15 protein-coding genes are annotated in these 18,267 nt (G+C 71.0%); 10 read left to right on the top strand and 5 right to left on the bottom strand.

The window, feature by feature from the left end; translation table 11 throughout:
* Positions 1 to 3 precede the first annotated feature (3 nt).
* Entirely contained in the window at positions 4 to 1,194 is a 1,191-nt protein-coding gene (locus BST11_RS00955; RefSeq protein WP_083136151.1) for an FAS1-like dehydratase domain-containing protein, read from the top strand.
* Positions 1,195 to 1,211: 17 nt separating this feature from the next.
* Positions 1,212 to 2,831 carry a class I adenylate-forming enzyme family protein gene (locus BST11_RS00950; RefSeq protein WP_244897438.1) on the top strand — a complete coding sequence of 540 codons (1,620 nt, stop codon included), beginning with the start codon at positions 1,212 to 1,214 and terminating at the stop codon, positions 2,829 to 2,831.
* 85 nt (positions 2,832 to 2,916) lie between these two features.
* Here the strand turns inward: BST11_RS00950 and BST11_RS00945 are convergent, their stop codons facing one another.
* The 3 genes from BST11_RS00945 to BST11_RS00935 all read right to left on the bottom strand — a co-directional run bounded on the left by BST11_RS00945 (position 2,917) and on the right by BST11_RS00935 (position 9,472).
* Positions 2,917 to 6,207, bottom strand: coding sequence for a helix-turn-helix transcriptional regulator (locus BST11_RS00945; protein ID WP_083136149.1), 3,291 nt, complete (start codon positions 6,205 to 6,207; stop codon positions 2,917 to 2,919).
* A 250-nt stretch (positions 6,208 to 6,457) separates the two neighbouring features.
* The gene (locus BST11_RS00940; protein ID WP_244897436.1) at positions 6,458 to 8,563 is read right to left on the bottom strand and encodes an acyltransferase family protein; all 2,106 of its coding nucleotides are present in this window, start codon (positions 8,561 to 8,563) and stop codon (positions 6,458 to 6,460) included.
* Between the two features lie 48 nt (positions 8,564 to 8,611).
* Positions 8,612 to 9,472, bottom strand: coding sequence for an alpha/beta hydrolase (locus BST11_RS00935; RefSeq protein ID WP_142276142.1), 861 nt, complete (start codon positions 9,470 to 9,472; stop codon positions 8,612 to 8,614).
* Positions 9,473 to 9,688: 216 nt separating this feature from the next.
* Here BST11_RS00935 and BST11_RS00930 point away from each other — a divergent pair, with 216 nt between their 5' ends.
* Positions 9,689 to 11,047, top strand: a complete 1,359-nt coding sequence (locus BST11_RS00930) for an amino acid permease (protein WP_083136147.1) — start codon at positions 9,689 to 9,691, stop codon at positions 11,045 to 11,047.
* On the opposite strand, the gene BST11_RS00925 is transcribed toward BST11_RS00930, so the two are convergent.
* A complete protein-coding gene (locus tag BST11_RS00925) occupies positions 11,044 to 11,256 on the bottom strand; it encodes a hypothetical protein (protein WP_083136146.1) in 213 nt (70 codons plus the stop codon). The two genes, BST11_RS00930 and BST11_RS00925, sit on opposite strands and share 4 nt — an antisense overlap.
* Before the next feature lie 157 nt (positions 11,257 to 11,413).
* A complete protein-coding gene (locus tag BST11_RS00920) occupies positions 11,414 to 11,809 on the bottom strand; it encodes a nitroreductase family deazaflavin-dependent oxidoreductase (RefSeq protein ID WP_083136228.1) in 396 nt (131 codons plus the stop codon).
* A gap of 73 nt (positions 11,810 to 11,882) precedes the next feature.
* Here BST11_RS00920 and BST11_RS00915 point away from each other — a divergent pair, with 73 nt between their 5' ends.
* The 7 genes from BST11_RS00915 to ccsB are packed head-to-tail and all read left to right on the top strand — an operon-like array spanning position 11,883 to position 18,231.
* A complete protein-coding gene (locus BST11_RS00915; RefSeq protein ID WP_083136145.1) occupies positions 11,883 to 12,224 on the top strand; it encodes a hypothetical protein in 342 nt (113 codons plus the stop codon).
* A gap of 51 nt (positions 12,225 to 12,275) precedes the next feature.
* Positions 12,276 to 13,613 carry a glutamate-1-semialdehyde 2,1-aminomutase gene (gene hemL, locus BST11_RS00910; protein ID WP_083136144.1) on the top strand — a complete coding sequence of 446 codons (1,338 nt, stop codon included), beginning with the start codon at positions 12,276 to 12,278 and terminating at the stop codon, positions 13,611 to 13,613.
* Entirely contained in the window at positions 13,613 to 14,221 is a 609-nt protein-coding gene (locus tag BST11_RS00905) for a histidine phosphatase family protein (RefSeq protein WP_083136143.1), read from the top strand. Before hemL ends, BST11_RS00905 begins: the two co-directional genes overlap by 1 nt.
* Positions 14,222 to 14,259: 38 nt before the next feature.
* The gene (locus BST11_RS00900) at positions 14,260 to 14,814 is read left to right on the top strand and encodes a TlpA disulfide reductase family protein (RefSeq protein ID WP_158086759.1); all 555 of its coding nucleotides are present in this window, start codon (positions 14,260 to 14,262) and stop codon (positions 14,812 to 14,814) included.
* Complete coding sequence (locus tag BST11_RS00895) at positions 14,811 to 15,596, top strand: cytochrome c biogenesis CcdA family protein (protein WP_083136141.1); 786 nt, start codon at positions 14,811 to 14,813, stop codon at positions 15,594 to 15,596. Before BST11_RS00900 ends, BST11_RS00895 begins: the two co-directional genes overlap by 4 nt.
* 56 nt (positions 15,597 to 15,652) lie before the next feature.
* Complete coding sequence (locus tag BST11_RS00890) at positions 15,653 to 17,233, top strand: cytochrome c biogenesis protein ResB (RefSeq protein ID WP_083136227.1); 1,581 nt, start codon at positions 15,653 to 15,655, stop codon at positions 17,231 to 17,233.
* A complete protein-coding gene (gene ccsB, locus BST11_RS00885; protein WP_083136140.1) occupies positions 17,230 to 18,231 on the top strand; it encodes a c-type cytochrome biogenesis protein CcsB in 1,002 nt (333 codons plus the stop codon). Before BST11_RS00890 ends, ccsB begins: the two co-directional genes overlap by 4 nt.
* Positions 18,232 to 18,267: the final 36 nt, after the last annotated feature.

Genomic DNA, 18,267 nt, shown 5'->3' with positions numbered 1-18,267 from the left:
GAGATGGCTGATAGCGGCGCCAAGAGCGTCCAGCTGGATCTGTCCGACGTCGATCACCGGGTGGGTAAGCCGGTGGGCGGGGGACAGCTGTGGGATCCCTGTAGTTCCTCGGACATTCGGCGCTGGGTGATGGCGATGGACTACCCCAACCCGCTGCACTGGGACGAGCAGTTCGCCCGCGCCTCGAAGTTCGGCGGGATCGTCGCGCCGCAGTCCATCGCGGTGGCCCTGGACTACGGGCACGGCGCCGCGCCGGCGTGCGTGGGCCACATTCCCAACAGCCACTTGATCTTCGGCGGCGAGGAATGGTGGTTCTACGGCTGCCCGGTGCGGCCCGGCGACAAGTTGTTCCAGCAGCGCCGGTTCCACGACTACAAGGTGACCGAGACGAAATTCGCCGGCCCCACGATGTTCTCGCGGGGTGACACCGTCCACACCAACCAGCACGGCGCCCTGGTGGCACGCGAGCGGTCCACCGCCATCCGCTACCTCTACGAGGAGGCGACCAAGCGCGGGATGTTCGAAAACCAGCTGGGCGAGATCAAACGCTGGACGCAGCCGGAGCTCGAGGCCGTCGAGCGGCTCCGCCGGGAATGGCTCGAGTCCAACCGGCTGGGCGTCTCGCCGCGCTTCGACGAGGTGAAGGTCGGGGACACGCTGCCGCGCCGGGTGATCGGCCCGCACAGCATCGCGAGCTTCACCACCGAATACCGCGCCTTCCTGTTCAACATCTGGGGCACCTTCGAATGGGTGGCGCCGCCGGGCATCGAGGACCCCTGGGTGTATCAGGATCCGGGCTGGGGCAAGGACTTCGCGTTCGACGAGGAGGACGCGAAGATCGACCCGCGCAAGCGCGACGGGTTGTACGTCGGCCCCTCGCGCGGGCACATCGATGCCGAGCGGGCCAGCGAGGTCGGCATGGCGCGCGCCTACGGCTACGGCGCGACGATGGGCGCGTGGTGCACCGACTACCTCGCGTACTGGGCCGGCCACGACGGCATGGTGCGCCACTCCAAGGCCGACTTCCGCACGCCCGCCTTCGAGGGCGACGTCACCTATTTCGACGCCGAGATCGTCGACAAGCAACCGGAGTCGACGTGGGGCGTGCCGCTCGTACAGGTGAAGCTGCGCCTGACCAACCAGAACGGGGACATGCTGGTGGGTTGCACGGCCGAGGTCGAGCTGCCGCTGTAGCGATGCAACAGCTTTCGATGGTGTCCGGGCCGCCCCTCGCGGAGGAGCCTGGGCTGGGGCCGCTGACGCTGCCCGGCTTCCTGCGCGAGGTGACGCGGGCGTACGGCGAGCGGGAGGCGGTGGTGTGGCGCACCGCCGACGGCGTCGTGCGCTGGACGTACGCGCAGCTGTGGGAACGCGCGATGGAGGTGGCGCGCGCGCTGCGCGGCTGCGGGCTGGGCAAGGACGGCCGCGTCGGGATCCTGATGACCAACCGGCCGGAATGGCTTGCCGCGGTGTTCGGTACGTCGCTGGCGGGCGGGCTGGCCGTCACCCTCAGCACGTTTTCCACGCCGTCCGAGCTGGACTACCTGCTGCGGGCGTCGGCCGTTTCGGTACTGCTGTTCGAGCGCAAGGTGCCATCGAAGGACTTCGCGGCCATCCTGGCCGGGCTGGACCCGGCGAACTATCCCTTCCTGCGTCGCCTCGTCGCGGTCGGCGAGCCGGCGGAGGGCATCGAATCCTGGGACGAGTTTCTGGCGTCCGGCGACGCGGTACCCCGCGAGTTGGTCCAGGCGACCGCCGCGGCCGCGCTGCCCAGCGACCCCGCCGTGCTGTTCTTCTCGTCGGGCTCTACGAGCAAGCCCAAGGGCATCCTCAGCGCGCATCGCGGCGTGTGCATCCAGCTCTGGCGTTTCCGGCGCATGTACGGGTTCACCCCGGACGACCACGTCCGGGGATGGACCGCGAACGGCTTTTTCTGGTCCGGCAATTTTGCCATGGTGCTCGGCTCGACGCTGGCCAGCGGCGGGGCGCTGGTGCTGCAGTCGACGTTCGACGCGGCCGAGGCGCTCGAGCTCATGCAGGCCGAGCGGGTGAACTTCCCATTCGCCTGGCCGCACCAGTGGGCCCAGCTGGAGGGCGCGCCCAACTGGGACCGGGTGGATCTGAGCAGCGTGCGGTTCGCGGACTTCAAGACCCCGATCGCCCACCATCCCACGGTGTCGGGCGAGTGGCACGAGCCCGGGCACGCCTACGGCAACACCGAAACGTTCACGATCACAACGGGTTACCCCGCCAACACCCCGCCCGACGTCCACGCCGACAGCTTCGGGGTGGCGCTGCCGGGCGTGACCCTCAAGATCACCGACCCGCTGACCGGCGCCATCGTGGCCCGCGGCCAGCCGGGCGAGATCCACGTCAAGGGCCCCACCCTGATGCTCGGCTACATCGGCGTGCCGCTCGACGAAACCCTCGACGCCGAGGGCTTTTTCCCCACCGGTGACGGCGGCTACCTCGACGACGAGGGCCGGCTGTACTGGCAGGGCCGGCTCACCGACATCATCAAGACCGGCGGGGCCAATGTCTCGCCCCGCGAGGTCGACGAGGCCCTGATGGCGCACCCCGGCGTCAAGGTGGCGCAGACCGTCGGCGTTCCGCACGAGACGCTCGGCGAGGCCGTCGTCGCCTGCGTGGTGCCGCACGACGGCGTGATCGTCGACACCGAAGAGCTTTTGGGTTTCCTGCGCCAGCGCCTGGCGAGCTACAAGGTGCCCCGTCATGTGCTGTTCTTCCGTGAGGACGAGGTGGCGGTGACCGGCAACGCCAAGATCAAGGCCGGCGAGCTTCGCGAGTTGGCCGCCAAACGGCTGGCGTGAGCTCGGGGGCGCCGCCCTCGCCGAGCGTGCAGCTGCTGCGAAAAATCGCGAAAATTATCGCGGTAGCTTCACATTCGGCGCAACGCTAGGCGTGCCGGTCGGCTTCGCGGAGGAGTTGCACCCGCGACGACACCCCGAGCTTCGCGTAGACATGCGTAAGGTGCGAATGCACGGTGCGCGGCGAGATGAACAACCGGGCGGCAATGTCTTTGTTGGACAGCCCTTCTCCCACCAACCGAACGACGTCGCGCTCGCTGGGCGTCAGGGACTCCCAGCCGCTGGCCGGGCGCCCGCGCGCCCCGCGGCCGCGCCGCGCGTAGGCGATGGCCTCGCCGGTGGTAAGCGCGCTTCCTTCAGACCAGGCGACGTCAAAGGACCCCTGTCCCCCCAACGCATCACGCACCGCCGCGACCGACGCGTCATAGTCCTCTTGGAAGACCTTGAAGCGCACCTCGCCGTGCCGCTGTCGCATGCCCTCGGCCGCGCCGAACAGGCGCGCGGCGTGCTCGGGGTCGCCAACCAGCCCGGCCAGGCATTCGAGCGCATCGGGCAGGCGCAGGTACCCGCCGGTGCGCTCGGCGACCTCGATGGCGTGGTGCAGGTCGCGCTCGGCCTGCTGCGGCTCGCCCTGGGCCATCGCGACGCGGGCGCGCGCGATAAGGGCCCACGCCCGGTAGGCCCCCGGGACGACCGCGACGGTGCCGTCCGCCCAGCCGCGGGCGGCGCTCAGATCGCCGCAGCACATGGCCGCCTCGGCCATCGGTACCAGGCTCCGGGTGAACAGTTCCTTCAGCGGATAGGTGTGTCGCCAGGCCGCATCGCAGAACTCCTTCGCCGCGGCGGCGTCGCCACGGGCCAGCGCGGAATAGGCCAGGCCCACATAGACGCTGTCCTCGTGGAAGCCCCCCATCGCGGCGCCGACTTCGAGCGCGGCCTGCGCGGCCGCGCGCGCGGCGGCGGCATCGCCCGTGTACACGAGCGGGTTCCCCAAGGACATCAGACCGAACGCCTCCATCGTGCGGTCCCCGGCCGCCCGCGCCTCGTCCACCAGCGAACGGGCCACGAGAAGGCTTTCGGCCAGTTTGCCCTGCAGCGCCAGCGAGCCGACGAGGAACGTCCGGGTGTACCGGGACATGAAGCTGTCGCCGAGCGCGTCGGCCACAGCAATCGCCTCCTCGCCCGCCGCTTGCGAGGCGATGGGGTCGCCGGCGGCATTGCGGGCGAAGCATTCGTAGGCGCGCACCAGGTAAAGGCCGGAACGGTCGCCCGACGCGCGGACCAACTCGACCGCCTCGCCCAAATACGGCGTGGCCAACTCGGCGTCGTTGAAGGCCAGCATGCCGCAGGTCATCAGCGCGTGCACGATGAGCGACCGATCGCCGAGTTCGCGCGCCGCGGTCAGCGCTTCCTCAGCCCGTTGCAGGCTGAACGGGACGGAGAACCAGACTCCTAGCAGCCCGGCGTCGGCGACCGCTCGTATCCAGATGTCGTGGGCGACGTCGTCGTCGCGGTAGCGCTCATCGTCGAACACGGCGGCGAACCCGGCCACGCCCTCGCGGAACCGCCCGCGCGTCACCCACACCCGCTGCAACGCCGACACCAGCCGCAGCGCCGGCTCGAATTCCCCGGCGTCGCAACTCCACGCGTGCGCGGCCCGCAGATTATCCATCTCGAGTTCGGCCCAGGGCACCAACGGCGTTCCGTCGCCGCCCGTCCGAGATTCCTGCGTCGCCGCGGTGGCGGTGTAGTGGTCGCGGTGCCGGGTCCGCACCGCCTCGGCTTCGCCCGACTCCGCAAGCTTTTCCAGGCCGTACTGGCGCACGGTTTCCAGCAGGCGGTAGCGCATCGTGCCCTGGATTTCCTCGGCGACGACCAGTGACTTGTCCACCAGCAGCCCGAGCAGATCGATCAGCTGGAAGTGCTCCACGCCGGCGTCGGCGCCCGCGGCGTGCGCGGCGTCGAGGTCGAAGCCGCCCATGAACACCGCGAGGCGGCGAAACAGGATGCGTTCCGGCTCGGTGAGCATGGCGTGCGACCAGTCGATGGACGCGCGCAGCGTCTGCTGGCGGCGTACCGCGGTGCGCGCGCCCCCGGCGAGCAGGCGGAAGTTGTGGTGGAGGCCGTCGACGATCTGGCTCAGCGACAGGGTGCGGGTGCGCGCGGCCGCCAGCTCGATCGCCAGCGGCATGCCGTCCAGGCGCCGGCAGATCTCACCGATCGCGGACGAATTGTCCTCGGTGAGGCGGAAATCCGGCCTGGTGCGGCGGGCCCGGTCAACGAACAACGACACGGCCTCGCCGCCCACCGACAGCGACGGCACCCGCCAGGTCAGCTCCCCGGCGATGCCGATCGGCTCGCGGCTGGTGGCCAGCACCGTGACATCCGGGCCGGCCTCGAGCAGGGCGACGGCCAGGGCCGCGCTGGCGTCGAGAAGATGTTCGCAATTATCCAAGAGCAGCAAAATCTTTCGGCCGCTGACGAATTTGGACACCGTCTCAATGGTGGAGCGGCCCGGCTGGTCGGCAAGGCCCAGGGTGCGCGCCAGGACGACGGGCACGACGAGCGGATTGGTGACCGGCGCGAGATCGACAAACCAAACCCCGCCGCCGAACTCGCGCGCCGCTTCTCCGGCGACCTGAATCGCCAACCGGGTTTTGCCCACCCCTCCGGCGCCGGTCAGGGTCACCAGCCTGTTCTCCTTCAACAGCTGCCCGATGTCACCGACCTGCGAGCCACGGCCTACGAAGCTGGTCAGCTGGGCTGGAAGATGAGTTCCTGCAAGGTCATTCGCGGTGCGCAGCGGCGCGAAGTCGTTGCGCAAATCGGGGTGGTTGAGTTGCACGACACGTTCCGGTCGCGGCAGGTCGCGCAGCGGATGGACACCCAAATCGGTCAACCAGGCATCGGCCGGTAACCGGTCGACCACCAACGGTTCGGTGGCACCGGACAGCACGGTCTGCCCACCGTGCGCGAGGTCGCGCAGCCGCGCGGTCCGGTTGATGGTGGGTCCGGCGTAGTTGCCGGCATCGCGCAACTGCACCTCGCCGGTGTGCACGCCGATGCGCAGCCGGATCGGCGCCAGCGGCGCGAGTTGCAGCCCGAGGGCGCAGGCCACGGCGTCGCTGGCGCGCGCGAACGCGAGCACGAAGCTATCGCCCTCGCCCTGCTCGACCGGCCGCACCCCGCCGTGGGTGGCGACCAGCTCGTCCACCGTTCGATTGAGGCGCTCGAGCGCGGCCGCCATGACGTCGGACTGGGTTTCCCACAACCGGGTGGAGCCTTCGACGTCGGCAAGCAGCAACGTCACGGTCCCAATGGGCAGCTCGCTCACGCTTTGCTCGCTCCAGTCCACCAGCGGCATATCGATCTCGCTCATGTTAGCCAGCGTGCGGGCGCGACGAGGCGCAAAACATCGGCATAAATGCGTAGACCGCGGCCGCGGGCGGGCGGATGGTCAGTCCTCGGCGTGCCGCTCGTAGTCCCATCGCTCCAGGCGCGCCTGCAACTGCATGAGACCCGCGCCGACCACGGGGGTGGCGGCCGCAATGCAGGCCAGCAGTAGCGCACTCATCTCGAAAACCTCCAAATACCTTTCACTGGTAAGACGTTCGCGGGCGGCATCGAGTTCACCGGGGTGTCAGGGCGCGGTCCGCCAGCGCGCCGAACACCGGCGCCAGCAGCTGCGCGTACTCGGTTGTCACGTGGTTGTCGTCGCGGAAGACCAGGGTGTCCCCGACGATCATCGGGCAGCGGTCGGGGGTGCAGAACAGGTCGGTCAGGTCGGCGTACTGGCCACCCGCGGCGTTGGTCGCCGCCCGCTCGGCGCCGATGCCCCCGTCGTTCACCGCGGCCGACCGCGCCGGCGCGCACGCGGCGGCGTCGTCGAGATGTGCCGACAGGCAGACGGGGGCGGAAGCCTGCGGATCCGGCGCCGGCCCCAGCACCAGAACCGTCGCGCCGGCCTGCCGCAGCAGCGCCACGGTGCGGCCCAGCGTGTCGATCCAGGCCGGGTCATAGGACACGAAACCGAAATCCGCGCCGTAGCGGCGGCTCATGTCGATCACCACCAGGCGGGGGTGCTCGGCCCGCAGCCGGTCCACGATCTGCGCGCGCCACTGTTCGCACTCGGTGTACTCGCGGCCCAGATACGGGCTGGTGATCCGCAGGTCCTGCAGCGGGCAGGTCACCTTGGCCAGCGTCTCCAGCCGCCAGTGCCGCTGCTCGGCGGCCCGCTGGAATGCCGGCTGCCACATGGCGGCGTGCGAGTCGCCGACCAGCGCCACCGTCGTCGGCGAGGCGGTGTCGCCAGTCGCGCACTCGCTCTGGCCGACGTCGCGCCACGAGCGCACGCACCCGTTGACGAAGACGGCCGCCTTGTCGGCCGGGGCCCGCGCGAGCGGCGGGTCCAGGTTGGCCGGGACGGCCCGCAGGCCCGCCGACGCCGCCACCGCGTCGCGCACCTGCGCGAAGGCCCGCTCGACCGGGCCGACCGCGCGGTCAGGAGCGGGGGGCAGCGCGACGATGTTGGCCTTCGGGGCCGCCGCGCCGTGACCGGTCGGCACCGGCGTCAGCGTCAGCAGCAGCGCGCACGCGAAGGCCGCCGCCGCGCTGGCGGCGCCGGCCACGGCCAGGCTCGCCCGCGCGGATCGGCGCAGCGCGGCGGCGAACCGGCCGGGGTTTTCGACCAGGTGCAAGGTGATCACGGCCAGCCCGGCCGAGACGGCCACGGCGCTCAGCCGGGCCGGCAACCCGTCGGGCTCGCCCAGCAGCCGCGGCAACAGCAGCAGCACGGGCCAGTGCCACAGGTACCACGAGTAGGACACCCGGCCGATCGCCCGCATCGCGGGCCGGCACAGCAGGCGGCCAGCGCCCAGGCCGCCTGCGGCGCAGCCGGCGCCGATCACCAGCGCGGTGCCCAGCACGGGCAGCAGCGCCGCGGTGCCGGGGTAGGGCGTGCGGGGGCCCAGTTGCGTGCAGGTGAGCGCGATGAGAGCCAAACCACCCCATCCGACGATCGCGGCGGGCAGCAGGGGCAGCCGCCGCCAGTGGCCGATCGACAGGGCCACCAGCCCGCCGGCGGCCAGCTCCCAGGCGCGGGTGGGCAGGGAGAAGAACGCCCACGAGGGCGACGTGCGGGTCCACGCCAGGCCCGCCGCCAGTGACGCCGCCCCGACCAGCGCCAGCGCCACCCCGTACGGGAGGGCTCGCGCGGCGGCGCCGTCGCTGCGGCGGCGGGCCAGCCAGGCCGTGCCGATGATCAGCACCGGCCACACCAGGTAGAACTGTTCCTCGACACCCAGCGACCAGTAGTGCTGGAACGGCGACGGCGCGCCGGGGGCCAGGTAGTCGGTGCCCTGCCCGGCGAACCGGTAGTTGCCCACGTACAGGGCGCTGGCGACGCCGTCCAGCAGGACGGCGCGCGCCTGCAACGGCGGCAGCGCGATGGTCGCGGCTGCGGCGGTGGCGGCGCCGACGACGGCCGCGGCCGGCAGCAGGCGCCGGGCCCGCACGCCGTAAAAGCGGCCCAGCGCAACGGTATTGGTGCCGGTGACCTCGCGCCAGAGCAGGCCGGTGATGAGGAAGCCGGAGATGACGAAGAAGACGTCCACGCCGATGTAGCCACCCGCGACACCCGGGAGGCCCGCGTGATACGCCACGACCGCGATCACCGCGATCGCGCGCAAACCCTCGATGTCCGGGCGGAATCCCTTACGGGAAGGCCGCCGCTGCACCCGGCGTGGGCTGCTGGCGACCGCTTCCTGGACTGTCATCGGCGTGGGCTAGGTCGCCATCCAGGTCAGCTCGCCGGGCAGTTGCGTGCGCCAGTAACCGACGTCGTGTCCGCCCAGGGAGAAGCTGCCGGCCGGCTTGGTCTTCAGCTGGCCGACGAATTGCTTTGTGGCGAAATAGAAACGGTCGAAGGTGCCGCAGTCCACGCGCAGCGGAATCGTGTTGAGGGCGGGCAGCCCCATCACGTTGTTCTGCACCCAGTCGTCGTAGTTGTCGAACGCTCCCGGCGCGCTGCCCGCGAACGAGGTGTACAGCGCGGGGCTGACCGCGCAGATCCCGGCGGTGCGCGACGGGCCCAGCTTGGCGCCCAGGCGCAGCGCCCCGTACCCGCCCATCGACCAGCCCAAAAAACCCACCCGCGAGGTGTCGAAACCCATCGTGGACAGCATCGGCAGCAGTTCGTCGAGGACCATCGCGCCGGAGTCCACCCCGGAAGCCCTTTTGTGCCAATAGGTGTTGCCGCCGTCGACACCCACCACCGCGAACGGCGGCTTGCCCTCCTTGACCAGCCGGGCCAGGCCCTCCGGGACTCCCATGTCCAGCATCTGGTTGGCGTCGCCGTCCACGCCGTGCAGCGCGATCACCGGCCGCAGCGCCCCGGTCTGGCCGGGCGGCACGGCGATCACATAGTTGGTCTTGATGCCCCCGCGGGCGGCCGACACGAACGAGCCGGTGAGCTTGGTCGGCAGGGTGCCGGCGGTCGGCGGCTCGAACGGGGCGGGGCCCAGCGGCGCCGGCGCGGCTTGCGTCCTGACCGGATCCAACAGGGCGCTGAACGCGAACATGCCAGCGGCTCCCAGGCTGGCACCGGCGCCCATCCGCAGCACCGCCCGGCGGGTGAGATCAGGCATGATCGCAATAATGCCGGGCCGATCGGTCGATATCGGCCGAGCCACGCCGAATTGGAAGCATTGCGTGATCTGGCGTGATCGCGCGGCCGCGAAGCGGTGACCTTTACCCGCCCGGGCCGCGATGCACTCCCTAACCCCCACCGGGCCTGCTGTGCGCAGCCTCGGCGCAAAAGCGCCCACCGTGGCGCGGCGCTTTCCGATGTGCTGTGGTTAGCCATGGCCAGCGCTTCGCAACTGCGGCAAGGGCTGTCGCAGCGGCAGCTCAGCATGATCGCCCTCGGCGGGGTGATCGGCGCCGGTCTGTTCGTCGGCTCCGGCGTGGTGATCAAGGACACCGGCCCCGCCGCGTTCCTGACGTACGCGCTGTGTGGACTGCTGATCGTCCTGGTGATGCGGATGCTCGGCGAGATGGCCGCCGCCAATCCCTCGACGGGGTCGTTCGCCGACTACGCGGGCCGCGCCCTCGGCGGCTGGGCGGGATTTTCGGTCGCCTGGCTCTATTGGTACTTCTGGGTGATCGTGGTCGGGTTCGAAGCGGTCGCCGGAGCAAAGGTCCTCGGCTACTGGTTCCACGCGCCGCTGTGGCTGCTGTCGCTGTGCCTGATGCTGTTGATGACCGCGACGAACCTGTTCTCGGTGACATCGTTCGGCGAATTCGAATTCTGGTTCGCCGGAATCAAAGTCGCCACCATCGTGGTGTTCCTCGCCATCGGCTCGCTTTACGTGCTGGGCTTGTTGCCGGGCCATCACACGGACTTCAGCAACCTCACCTCGCACGGCGGGCCCTTTCCGAAGGGGGTCGGCGCGGTCTTCGCGGCCATCGTCGTCGTGATCTTCTCCATGGTCGGGGCCGAGATCGTCACCGTCGCGGCCGCCGAAAGCCGCGATCCCGAGTTCGCGGTCCAACGGGCGACGCGGTCGGTGGTGGCGCGCATCGGGATCTTCTTCGTCGGTTCGGTGTTTTTGCTCGTGCTGATCCTGCCGTGGAATTCCCTGGAGACGGGCGCCTCGCCCTACGTCGCCGCGCTCAAGCACATGGGTCTGCGCGGCGCGGATCAGGTCATGAACGCCGTTGTGCTCACCGCCGTGCTGTCCTGCCTGAACTCAGGGCTCTACACGGCGTCGCGGATGCTGTTCGTGCTCGCCGACCGGCGCGAGGCACCGGAACGGTTGGTCCGGCTCAGCGGGCGCGGGGTCCCGCACCTTGCCATCTTGTGCTCGTCGGCGATCGGCTTCGGGTGCGTCGTCATGGCGTGGGTCGCGCCGAATACCGTGTTTCTCTTCCTGCTCAACTCCTCGGGCGCGGTCATCCTGTTCGTCTATTGGCTGATCGCGCTGTCACAGATCATCCTGCGTCGCCGCACACCCGACGAAGAGCTGCGGATCAAGATGTGGTTCCACCCCGTCCTGTCGGTGCTGACGCTCGCGGGAATCACCGCCGTATTGGTGCAGATGGCGTTCGACCGGTCGGCGCGCAGCCAGCTGTGGCTCAGCCTGCTGTCCTGGGCGGTGGTGATCGGGCTGTACTTTTTCGGGCGGGTCCGCGGCCGAAGCCGCGCCGGGCGCGCGGCTTAGTGCCAGGCCGGCGCGCGCAGCTCGTAGTCGTTGTAGGCGTTCAGCAACCCGCCCAACACCTCGGCGGTCACCTCGAAAAGGGCCTGCCCCTTGGGGTCTTCGATCTTGGCGATGTCCTCACGCGCGTGTCGGCACGCCTCCTCGAGCATCGCCTTCAATTTGAGCGTGTGATGGCGGGGATCGCTCCTGTGGTCCTCCGGTTCGGGCATGCTGGCTCTCCTTTCTGCTGGGTGCGTTCGGGCAACCTGCGCTCCCGCGCGGGCCAGGGGTCCCGGCCGGCGGATTGCGCTGCGGCACCCAACTTTTCGACCGGCCCGGTGGCGGTGCCGGTCACTGAGGCCGTATACCCGCTCGGCCCCGGTCCAGTCAGCCCGACTTGGTGAGCACCACGGCGTGTTCGAACGGCAGCCGGGAAAAGACCGGCCGCGCCGCGTTGCTGACCTGAGCCGCCGCCTCGTCGCGGGTGACCACCCGCGGATCGGAAACGTCGAAGCTCTTGCCGTTGCGGCGCATCCGCCCGCCCCCCGCGGCGGTGAGATTCTTCAGCCAGTCGCGGTCGGGCCCGTAGGTCAGCACGATCGCCACGCCCGGCTTGCCGTCGACGGTGGCGTTGAACACGTTCACCGGGGTGCGGTACCGCTTGCCCGAGCGGCGCCCGACGTGCTCGACGATCCCGAACGGTGGGAGCCAACCGGCCCACAACCGCTGGACGGGATTGGTGACGTGCCGGTTGAAGCGCGCGAGTCGTTGAGGAAGTTGCATGCTGCCCATCCAACTCGCGGGGCCGATCGCCATCAAGGCATGCGGCGCGACCCCGCGAGCGTAGTGTGACTCCATGGCCGATTCACCGGGTGACGAGGCCGGCCAACGCGCCGAGCAATTGCTGCTCAGGGGCGAAGAGCTCGCCGCCCGCAAGGCCGTCACGGCCGAGGATGTCCAGCGGGCCGCGCGGCACGCCGAGCGCGGCCGCGAACGCGACCGGGCGGCCCATGACCGCGCGGCCCGTCGCCATTACCAGGCCGGCGCCGCGCACGAACGCGCCGCCGAGGTGCACGAACGGGCGGTCCTCGAGGGCCTCGGCGACGTCGCCGCCCACCGGCTTGCGGCCGAACGGGAACGCGAAGCCGCGCGGCACAACCTGCAGGCCGCCCAGGAAGCCGACCGGCAGGGCGCCTGACTGCTACACCCTGTAGTTGAACGGTCGGCGGCGGCTGGAACACTGGTCGGCATGGGTAGTGACCAGGCCGCGCGCGCCCCGGCGGCGGTGACCGCGTCGGCGAAGCTGTTCGAGGACGCGTGCGCCGTCATTCCGGGCGGGGTGAACTCCCCGGTGCGGGCGTTCACGGCGGTCGGCGGCACCCCGCGCTTCATCACCGGGGCCCGCGGGTGCTGGCTCACCGACGCCGACGGCAACCGCTACGTCGACCTGGTCTGTTCCTGGGGGCCGATGATCCTGGGGCACGCCCACCCGGCCGTGGTCGACGCCGTCGCCGGGGCCGCCGCGTCGGGCCTGTCCTTCGGGGCGCCGACGCCGGCGGAGAGCGAGCTGGCCGGCGAGATCATCGGGCGGGTGGCGCCGGTCGAGCGGATCCGGCTGGTGAACTCCGGCACCGAGGCCACCATGAGCGCGGTGCGGTTGGCCCGGGGATTCACCGGCAGGGCCAAGGTCGTCAAGTTCGCCGGGTGCTACCACGGCCACGTTGACGCGCTGCTCGCCGACGCGGGCTCCGGGGTGGCGACGCTGGGCTTGCCGTCCTCCCCGGGGGTGACCGGCGCGGCGGCCGCTGACACAATCGTGTTGCCCTACAACGACATCGACGCCGTGCGGCAGACCTTCGCCCGCCTCGGCGAGGAGATCGCCGCCGTGATCACCGAGGCCAGCCCGGGCAACATGGGGGTCGTCCCCCCGGCCCCGGGTTACAACGCGGCGCTGCGCGCGGCCACCGCCGAGCACGGCGCGCTGCTCATCGTCGACGAGGTGATGACCGGGTTCCGCGTCAGCCGAAGCGGTTGGTACGGAATCGATCCCGTCGCCGCCGACCTGTTCACCTTCGGCAAGGTGATGAGCGGCGGGCTGCCGGCCGCCGCGTTCGGCGGCCGGGCCGACGTGATGGAGCGGCTGGCGCCGCTGGGCCCGGTGTATCAGGCCGGGACGCTGTCGGGTAACCCCGTGGCGGTGGCCGCCGGGCTGGCCACGCTGCGCGCCGCCGACGACGCGGCCTACGCCGCGCTGGACGCCAACGCCGACCGCCTGGCCGCGTTGCTGTCCGGGGTCCTGACCAAAGAGGGTGTGCCACATCAGGTTTCGCGTGCCGGCAACATGCTCAGCGTGTTCTTCGGCGAGGCACCGGTCACCGACTTCGCGTCCGCGCGGGCGAGCCAGACGTGGCGCTACCCGCCGTTCTTTCACGGCCTGCTGGAGGCAGGCGTCTACCCGCCGTGCAGCGCCTTCGAGGCGTGGTTCGTCTCGACGGCGCTGGACGACGCCGCGTTCGAGCGGATCGCCGCGGCGCTGCCGTTCGCGGCCCGCCGGGCCGCCGAGGCCACCCGGGAGGACGGGCCCTGATGGCCGAGACAACCCGGGTCCACGTGGTGCGCCACGGGGAGGTGCACAACCCCAGCGGCGTCCTCTACGGGCGGCTGCCCGGATTTCACCTGTCCGACAACGGCAGGGCGCAGGCTGATGCGGTCGCCGCGGCGCTGGCCGACCGGGACATCGTCGCGGTCATCGCCTCCCCGCTGCAGCGGGCCCAGGAGACCGCCGCGCCCGTCGCCGCCAAGCATGGCCTGCCCGTCGACACCGACCCCGACCTGATCGAATCGGCCAACTTCTTCGAGGGCCGCCGCGTCGGCCCCGGCGACGGCGCGTGGCGCGATCCGCGGTTCTGGTGGCGGCTGCGGAACCCGTTCACCCCGTCGTGGGGCGAGCCCTACGCCGAGGTCGCGGCACGGATGGCGACCGCGGTGGACAAGGCGCGTGCCCGCGGGACCGGCCACGAGGTGGTGTGCGTCAGCCACCAGCTGCCGGTGTGGACGCTGCGGCTGCACCTGACCGGCAGGCGGCTGTGGCACGACCCGCGCCGGCGGGAATGCGGGCTCGGCTCGGTCACCACCTTCGTCTACGACGGCGACCGGCTGGTCGACGTCGAGTATCGGCAACCGGCGGGCGGTTAGGCGTGCGACGGCTGGTGGTGGCCGGGGCGGCAGTGCCCATGTTGCTGGTCATGCTGCTGGCCGGCTGCTCCGGGCGCGATGCCGTCGCGCAGGGCGGCACGTTCGAATTCGTCTCGCCCGGCGGCAAGACCGACATCTACTACGATCCGCCCGCAAGCCGCGGGCGCCCGGGCCCGCTGTCCGGCCCCGACCTCGCCGACCCGGCGCACACGCGATCCCTCGACGACTTCGCGAACCAGGTCGTCGTCGTCAACATCTGGGGGCAGTGGTGCGGGCCGTGCCGGGCCGAGGTCGCCCAGCTGCAGCAGGTGTACGACGCCACCCGGGGCGCCGGGGTGGCGTTTTTGGGCATCGACGTCCGCGACAACAACCGTCAGGCCGCCCTGGACTTCGTCGACGACCACCACGTGAGCTACCCGTCGATCTACGATCCGGCGATGCGCACCCTGATCGCGTTCGGCGGCAGGTACCCCACCACCGTGATCCCGTCCACGCTGGTGCTGGACCGCCAGCACCGGGTGGCCGCGGTGTTCCTGCGCGAGCTGCTGGCCCAGGACCTGCAGCCCGTGGTGCAAAGGGTGGCCCGAGAGTGACCGGCTTCGCGCAGATCGCCGCCGCCGGGCCGCTGCTGGTGGCGCTGGGCGTGTGCCTGCTGGCCGGGCTGGTCTCGTTCGCCTCGCCGTGCGTGGTGCCGCTGGTGCCCGGCTACCTGTCGTATCTGGCGGCGGTGGTGGGTGTGACTGAAAGCGAGGCGGAACCGCCGGGCGCGATCGAGGCCCCGCCGGCCGCCCGGTGGCGGGTCGCCGGCTCGGCGGCGCTGTTCGTGGCCGGGTTCACCACGGTGTTCGTGCTCGGCACCGTCGCCGTCCTGGGCATGACCACCACGCTGATCACCAACCAGCTGGTGCTGCAGCGGGCCGGGGGCGTGCTGACCATCGTCATGGGGCTGGTGTTCGTGGGCCTGATCCCGGCGCTGCAGCGCCAGGCCCGGTTCAGCCCGCGGCAGTTGACCACGGTCGCGGGGGCGCCGATGCTCGGCGCGGTGTTCGCGCTCGGGTGGACGCCGTGCCTCGGGCCCACGCTGACGGGGGTGATCACGGTCGCCTCGGCCACCGACGGCGCGAACGTCGCGCGCGGGGTCGCGCTGGTGATCGCCTACTGCCTGGGGCTGGGGATCCCGTTCGTGTTGCTGGCGTTCGGCTCGGCGGGCGCGGTGGGGGCGCTGGGCTGGCTGCGGCGGCACACCCGCGCCATCCAGGTCTTCGGCGGGGCGCTGCTGATCGCGGTCGGCGCGCTGCTGGTCACCGGGGTGTGGAACGACTTCGTCTCCTGGCTGCGCGACGCGTTCGTCTCCGACGTGAGGCTGCCGATTTGAGCGCGCGAGTGGCGCCGCTCGCGTGGGGGCGCAACGCCTGGCGCGCGCTGACGTCCATGGGCACCGCGCTGGTGCTGCTGTTCCTGCTCGCCCTGGGCGCGATCCCCGGCGCGCTGCTGCCGCAGCGCAGCCTCAACGCCGGCAAGGTCGACGACTACCTCAGAACGCATCGCATGATCGGGCCCTGGCTGGAACGGGTGCAGGCCTTCGACGTGTTCTCCAGCTTCTGGTTCACCGCGATCTACGTGCTGCTGTTCGTCTCGCTGGTCGGCTGCCTGACCCCGCGGATGATCGAGCACGCGCGCAGCCTGCGCGCCACCCCGGTCGCGGCGCCGCGCAACCTGGCCCGGCTGCCCAAGCACGCCGGCGCCACGCTCCAGGCCGGCCCCGAGCGGCTCAACGCCCTGGCCAACAGGGTCACCGGCCGGCTGCGCGGCTGGCGCACGGCGATCCGTCACCACGACACCGAGACCGTCGAGGTGTCCGCCGAGAAGGGCTACCTGCGCGAGTTCGGCAACATCGCCTTCCACTTCTCGCTGCTGGGCCTGCTGGTGGCGGTGGCCGTCGGCAAGCTGTTCGGCTACGAGGGCAACGTCATCGTCATCGCCGACGGCGGTCCCGGCTTCTGCTCGGCGTCGCCGGCCGCGTTCGACTCGTTCCGCGCCGGCAACACCGTCGACGGCACGTCGCTGCACCCAATCTGCATACGCGTCAACGACTTTGCGGCCCACTACCTGCCGTCGGGCCAGGCCACGTCGTTCGCGGCCGACATCGACTACCAGGACCACCCGGCCGCGCGCGACATGACCGCGAACAGTTGGCGGCCCTACCGGCTGGAGGTCAACCACCCGCTGCGGGTCGGCGGTGACCGGGTGTACCTGCAGGGCCACGGCTACGCGCCCACCTTCACCGTGACGTTCCCCGACGGGCGGACGCGCACGTCGACCGTGCAGTGGCGACCGGACAACCCGCAGACCCTGCTCTCGTCGGGCGTGGCGCGCATCGACCCGCCCGCCGGCAGCTACCCCGCCGCGGCCGACCGCCGCCAACACGAAATCGCGATCCAGGGCCTGCTGGCGCCCACCGAGCAACTCGACGGCACCCTGCTGTCGTCGCGGTTCCCGGCGCTCAACGCCCCCGCGGTGGCCGTCGACATCTACCGCGGCGACACCGGCCTGGACACCGGGCGGCCGCAGTCGCTGTTCACGCTGGACCCGCGGCTCGTCGAGCAGGGCCGGCTGACCAAGGTGAAGCGGGTCAACCTGCGCGCCGGCCAGGAGGTGCGGCTCGACCAGGACGGCACCGTCGTCCGCTTCGACGGGGCGGTGCCGTTCGTCAACCTGCAGGTCTCCCACGACCCGGGCCAGCGTTGGGTGCTGGTCTTCGCCGTCACGATGATGGCCGGACTGCTGGTGTCGTTGCTGGTGCGCCGCCGCCGGGTGTGGGTCAGGCTCACCGCGGCGGGCGGCGAGGCGACCGGTACGGTGAACGTCGAGGTGGGCGGGCTGGCGCGCACCGACAACTCCGGGTGGGGCGACGAGTTCGAGCGGTTGACCGAGCGGTTACTCGACGGGCTCGGCGAGCCGGCCCCGGAGCCGGCCCCCCAACCGGCCACGAGCCCACAGGACGTCACATGAACACCACACACATCAACATCGGGCTGGCCCGCTACTCGGACTGGGCCTTCACCTCGGCGGTGGTCGCCCTGGTCGTCGCGCTGCTGCTGCTGGCCTTCGAGCTGGCCTACCGAGCCGACCGGGCGGGCGCCCGCCGCGCCGACCACCGCGCGGCGGTGTTGGCCGGCTCGGTCGCCGTCGACAGCGCCGTCCCGGGCATCGTGGCGGACGGCGACCGGCGGCCGGTCGACGAACGCGTCGGGCGCGCCGGGCTGGCCGTGGTCTACCTCGGCATCGGCCTGCTGCTGGCCTGCATCCTGTTGCGCGGCCTGGCCACCCTGCGGGTGCCCTGGGGCAACATGTACGAATTCATCAACCTGACCTGCTGTTGCGGCCTGCTCGCCGGCGCGGTGGTGTTGCGCCGCCCGCAACACCGCGCCCTGTGGGTATTCCTGCTCGTCCCGGTGCTGATCCTGCTCACGGTCTCCGGACGCTGGCTCTACGCGAACGCCGCGCCGGTGATGCCCGCGTTGCAGTCCTACTGGCTGCCCATCCACGTGTCGGTGGTCAGCTTGGGTTCCGGCGTGTTCATGGTCGCCGGCATCGCCAGCATCCTGTTCCTGCTGCGCACGTCCCGCCTGGGCGAATCCCAGGGGGAAACCCAGGCCGACGGGGTCTTGGCCCGGATGGTGCAGCGGTTGCCCGACGCGCAGACCCTGGACCGCATCGCCTACCGCACCACGATCTTCGGGTTCCCGGTGTTCGGTTTCGGGGTCATCTTCGGCGCCATCTGGGCCGAGGAGGCCTGGGGCCGGTACTGGGGCTGGGACCCCAAAGAGACGGTTTCGTTCGTCGCCTGGGTGGTCTACGCCGCGTACCTGCACGCCAGGTCGACCGCGGGATGGCGGGACAGGAAGGCGGCGTGGATCAACGTGGTGGGTTTCGTCGCCATGGTCTTCAATCTGTTCTTCGTTAACCTGGTCACTGTGGGCCTGCATTCGTATGCGGGTGTGGGATGACGATCAGCAACCGACCGAAGTAATCGCAACAAGGGG

Source organism: Mycobacterium alsense, from assembly GCF_002086635.1.
Lineage (GTDB): Bacteria > Actinomycetota > Actinomycetes > Mycobacteriales > Mycobacteriaceae > Mycobacterium > Mycobacterium alsense.
Note: the sequence above shows the minus strand (reverse complement) of the source record. Positions and strands in the feature narration are given on the sequence as shown.

Excerpts from the sequence above, each read along its gene's own strand:
- BST11_RS00955 (WP_083136151.1), top strand. The coding sequence starts at position 4 with ATGGCTGATAGCGGCGCCAAGAGCGTCCAGCTGGATCTGTCCGACGTC.
- BST11_RS00950 (WP_244897438.1), top strand. The coding sequence starts at position 1,212 with ATGGTGTCCGGGCCGCCCCTCGCGGAGGAGCCTGGGCTGGGGCCGCTG.
- BST11_RS00945 (WP_083136149.1), bottom strand. The coding sequence starts at position 6,207 with ATGAGCGAGATCGATATGCCGCTGGTGGACTGGAGCGAGCAAAGCGTG.
- BST11_RS00935 (WP_142276142.1), bottom strand. The coding sequence starts at position 9,472 with ATGCCTGATCTCACCCGCCGGGCGGTGCTGCGGATGGGCGCCGGTGCC.
- BST11_RS00930 (WP_083136147.1), top strand. The coding sequence starts at position 9,689 with ATGGCCAGCGCTTCGCAACTGCGGCAAGGGCTGTCGCAGCGGCAGCTC.
- BST11_RS00925 (WP_083136146.1), bottom strand. The coding sequence starts at position 11,256 with ATGCCCGAACCGGAGGACCACAGGAGCGATCCCCGCCATCACACGCTC.
- BST11_RS00920 (WP_083136228.1), bottom strand. The coding sequence starts at position 11,809 with ATGCAACTTCCTCAACGACTCGCGCGCTTCAACCGGCACGTCACCAAT.
- BST11_RS00915 (WP_083136145.1), top strand. The coding sequence starts at position 11,883 with ATGGCCGATTCACCGGGTGACGAGGCCGGCCAACGCGCCGAGCAATTG.
- hemL (WP_083136144.1), top strand. The coding sequence starts at position 12,276 with ATGGGTAGTGACCAGGCCGCGCGCGCCCCGGCGGCGGTGACCGCGTCG.
- BST11_RS00905 (WP_083136143.1), top strand. The coding sequence starts at position 13,613 with ATGGCCGAGACAACCCGGGTCCACGTGGTGCGCCACGGGGAGGTGCAC.
- BST11_RS00900 (WP_158086759.1), top strand. The coding sequence starts at position 14,260 with ATGTTGCTGGTCATGCTGCTGGCCGGCTGCTCCGGGCGCGATGCCGTC.
- BST11_RS00890 (WP_083136227.1), top strand. The coding sequence starts at position 15,653 with ATGGGCACCGCGCTGGTGCTGCTGTTCCTGCTCGCCCTGGGCGCGATC.
- ccsB (WP_083136140.1), top strand. The coding sequence starts at position 17,230 with ATGAACACCACACACATCAACATCGGGCTGGCCCGCTACTCGGACTGG.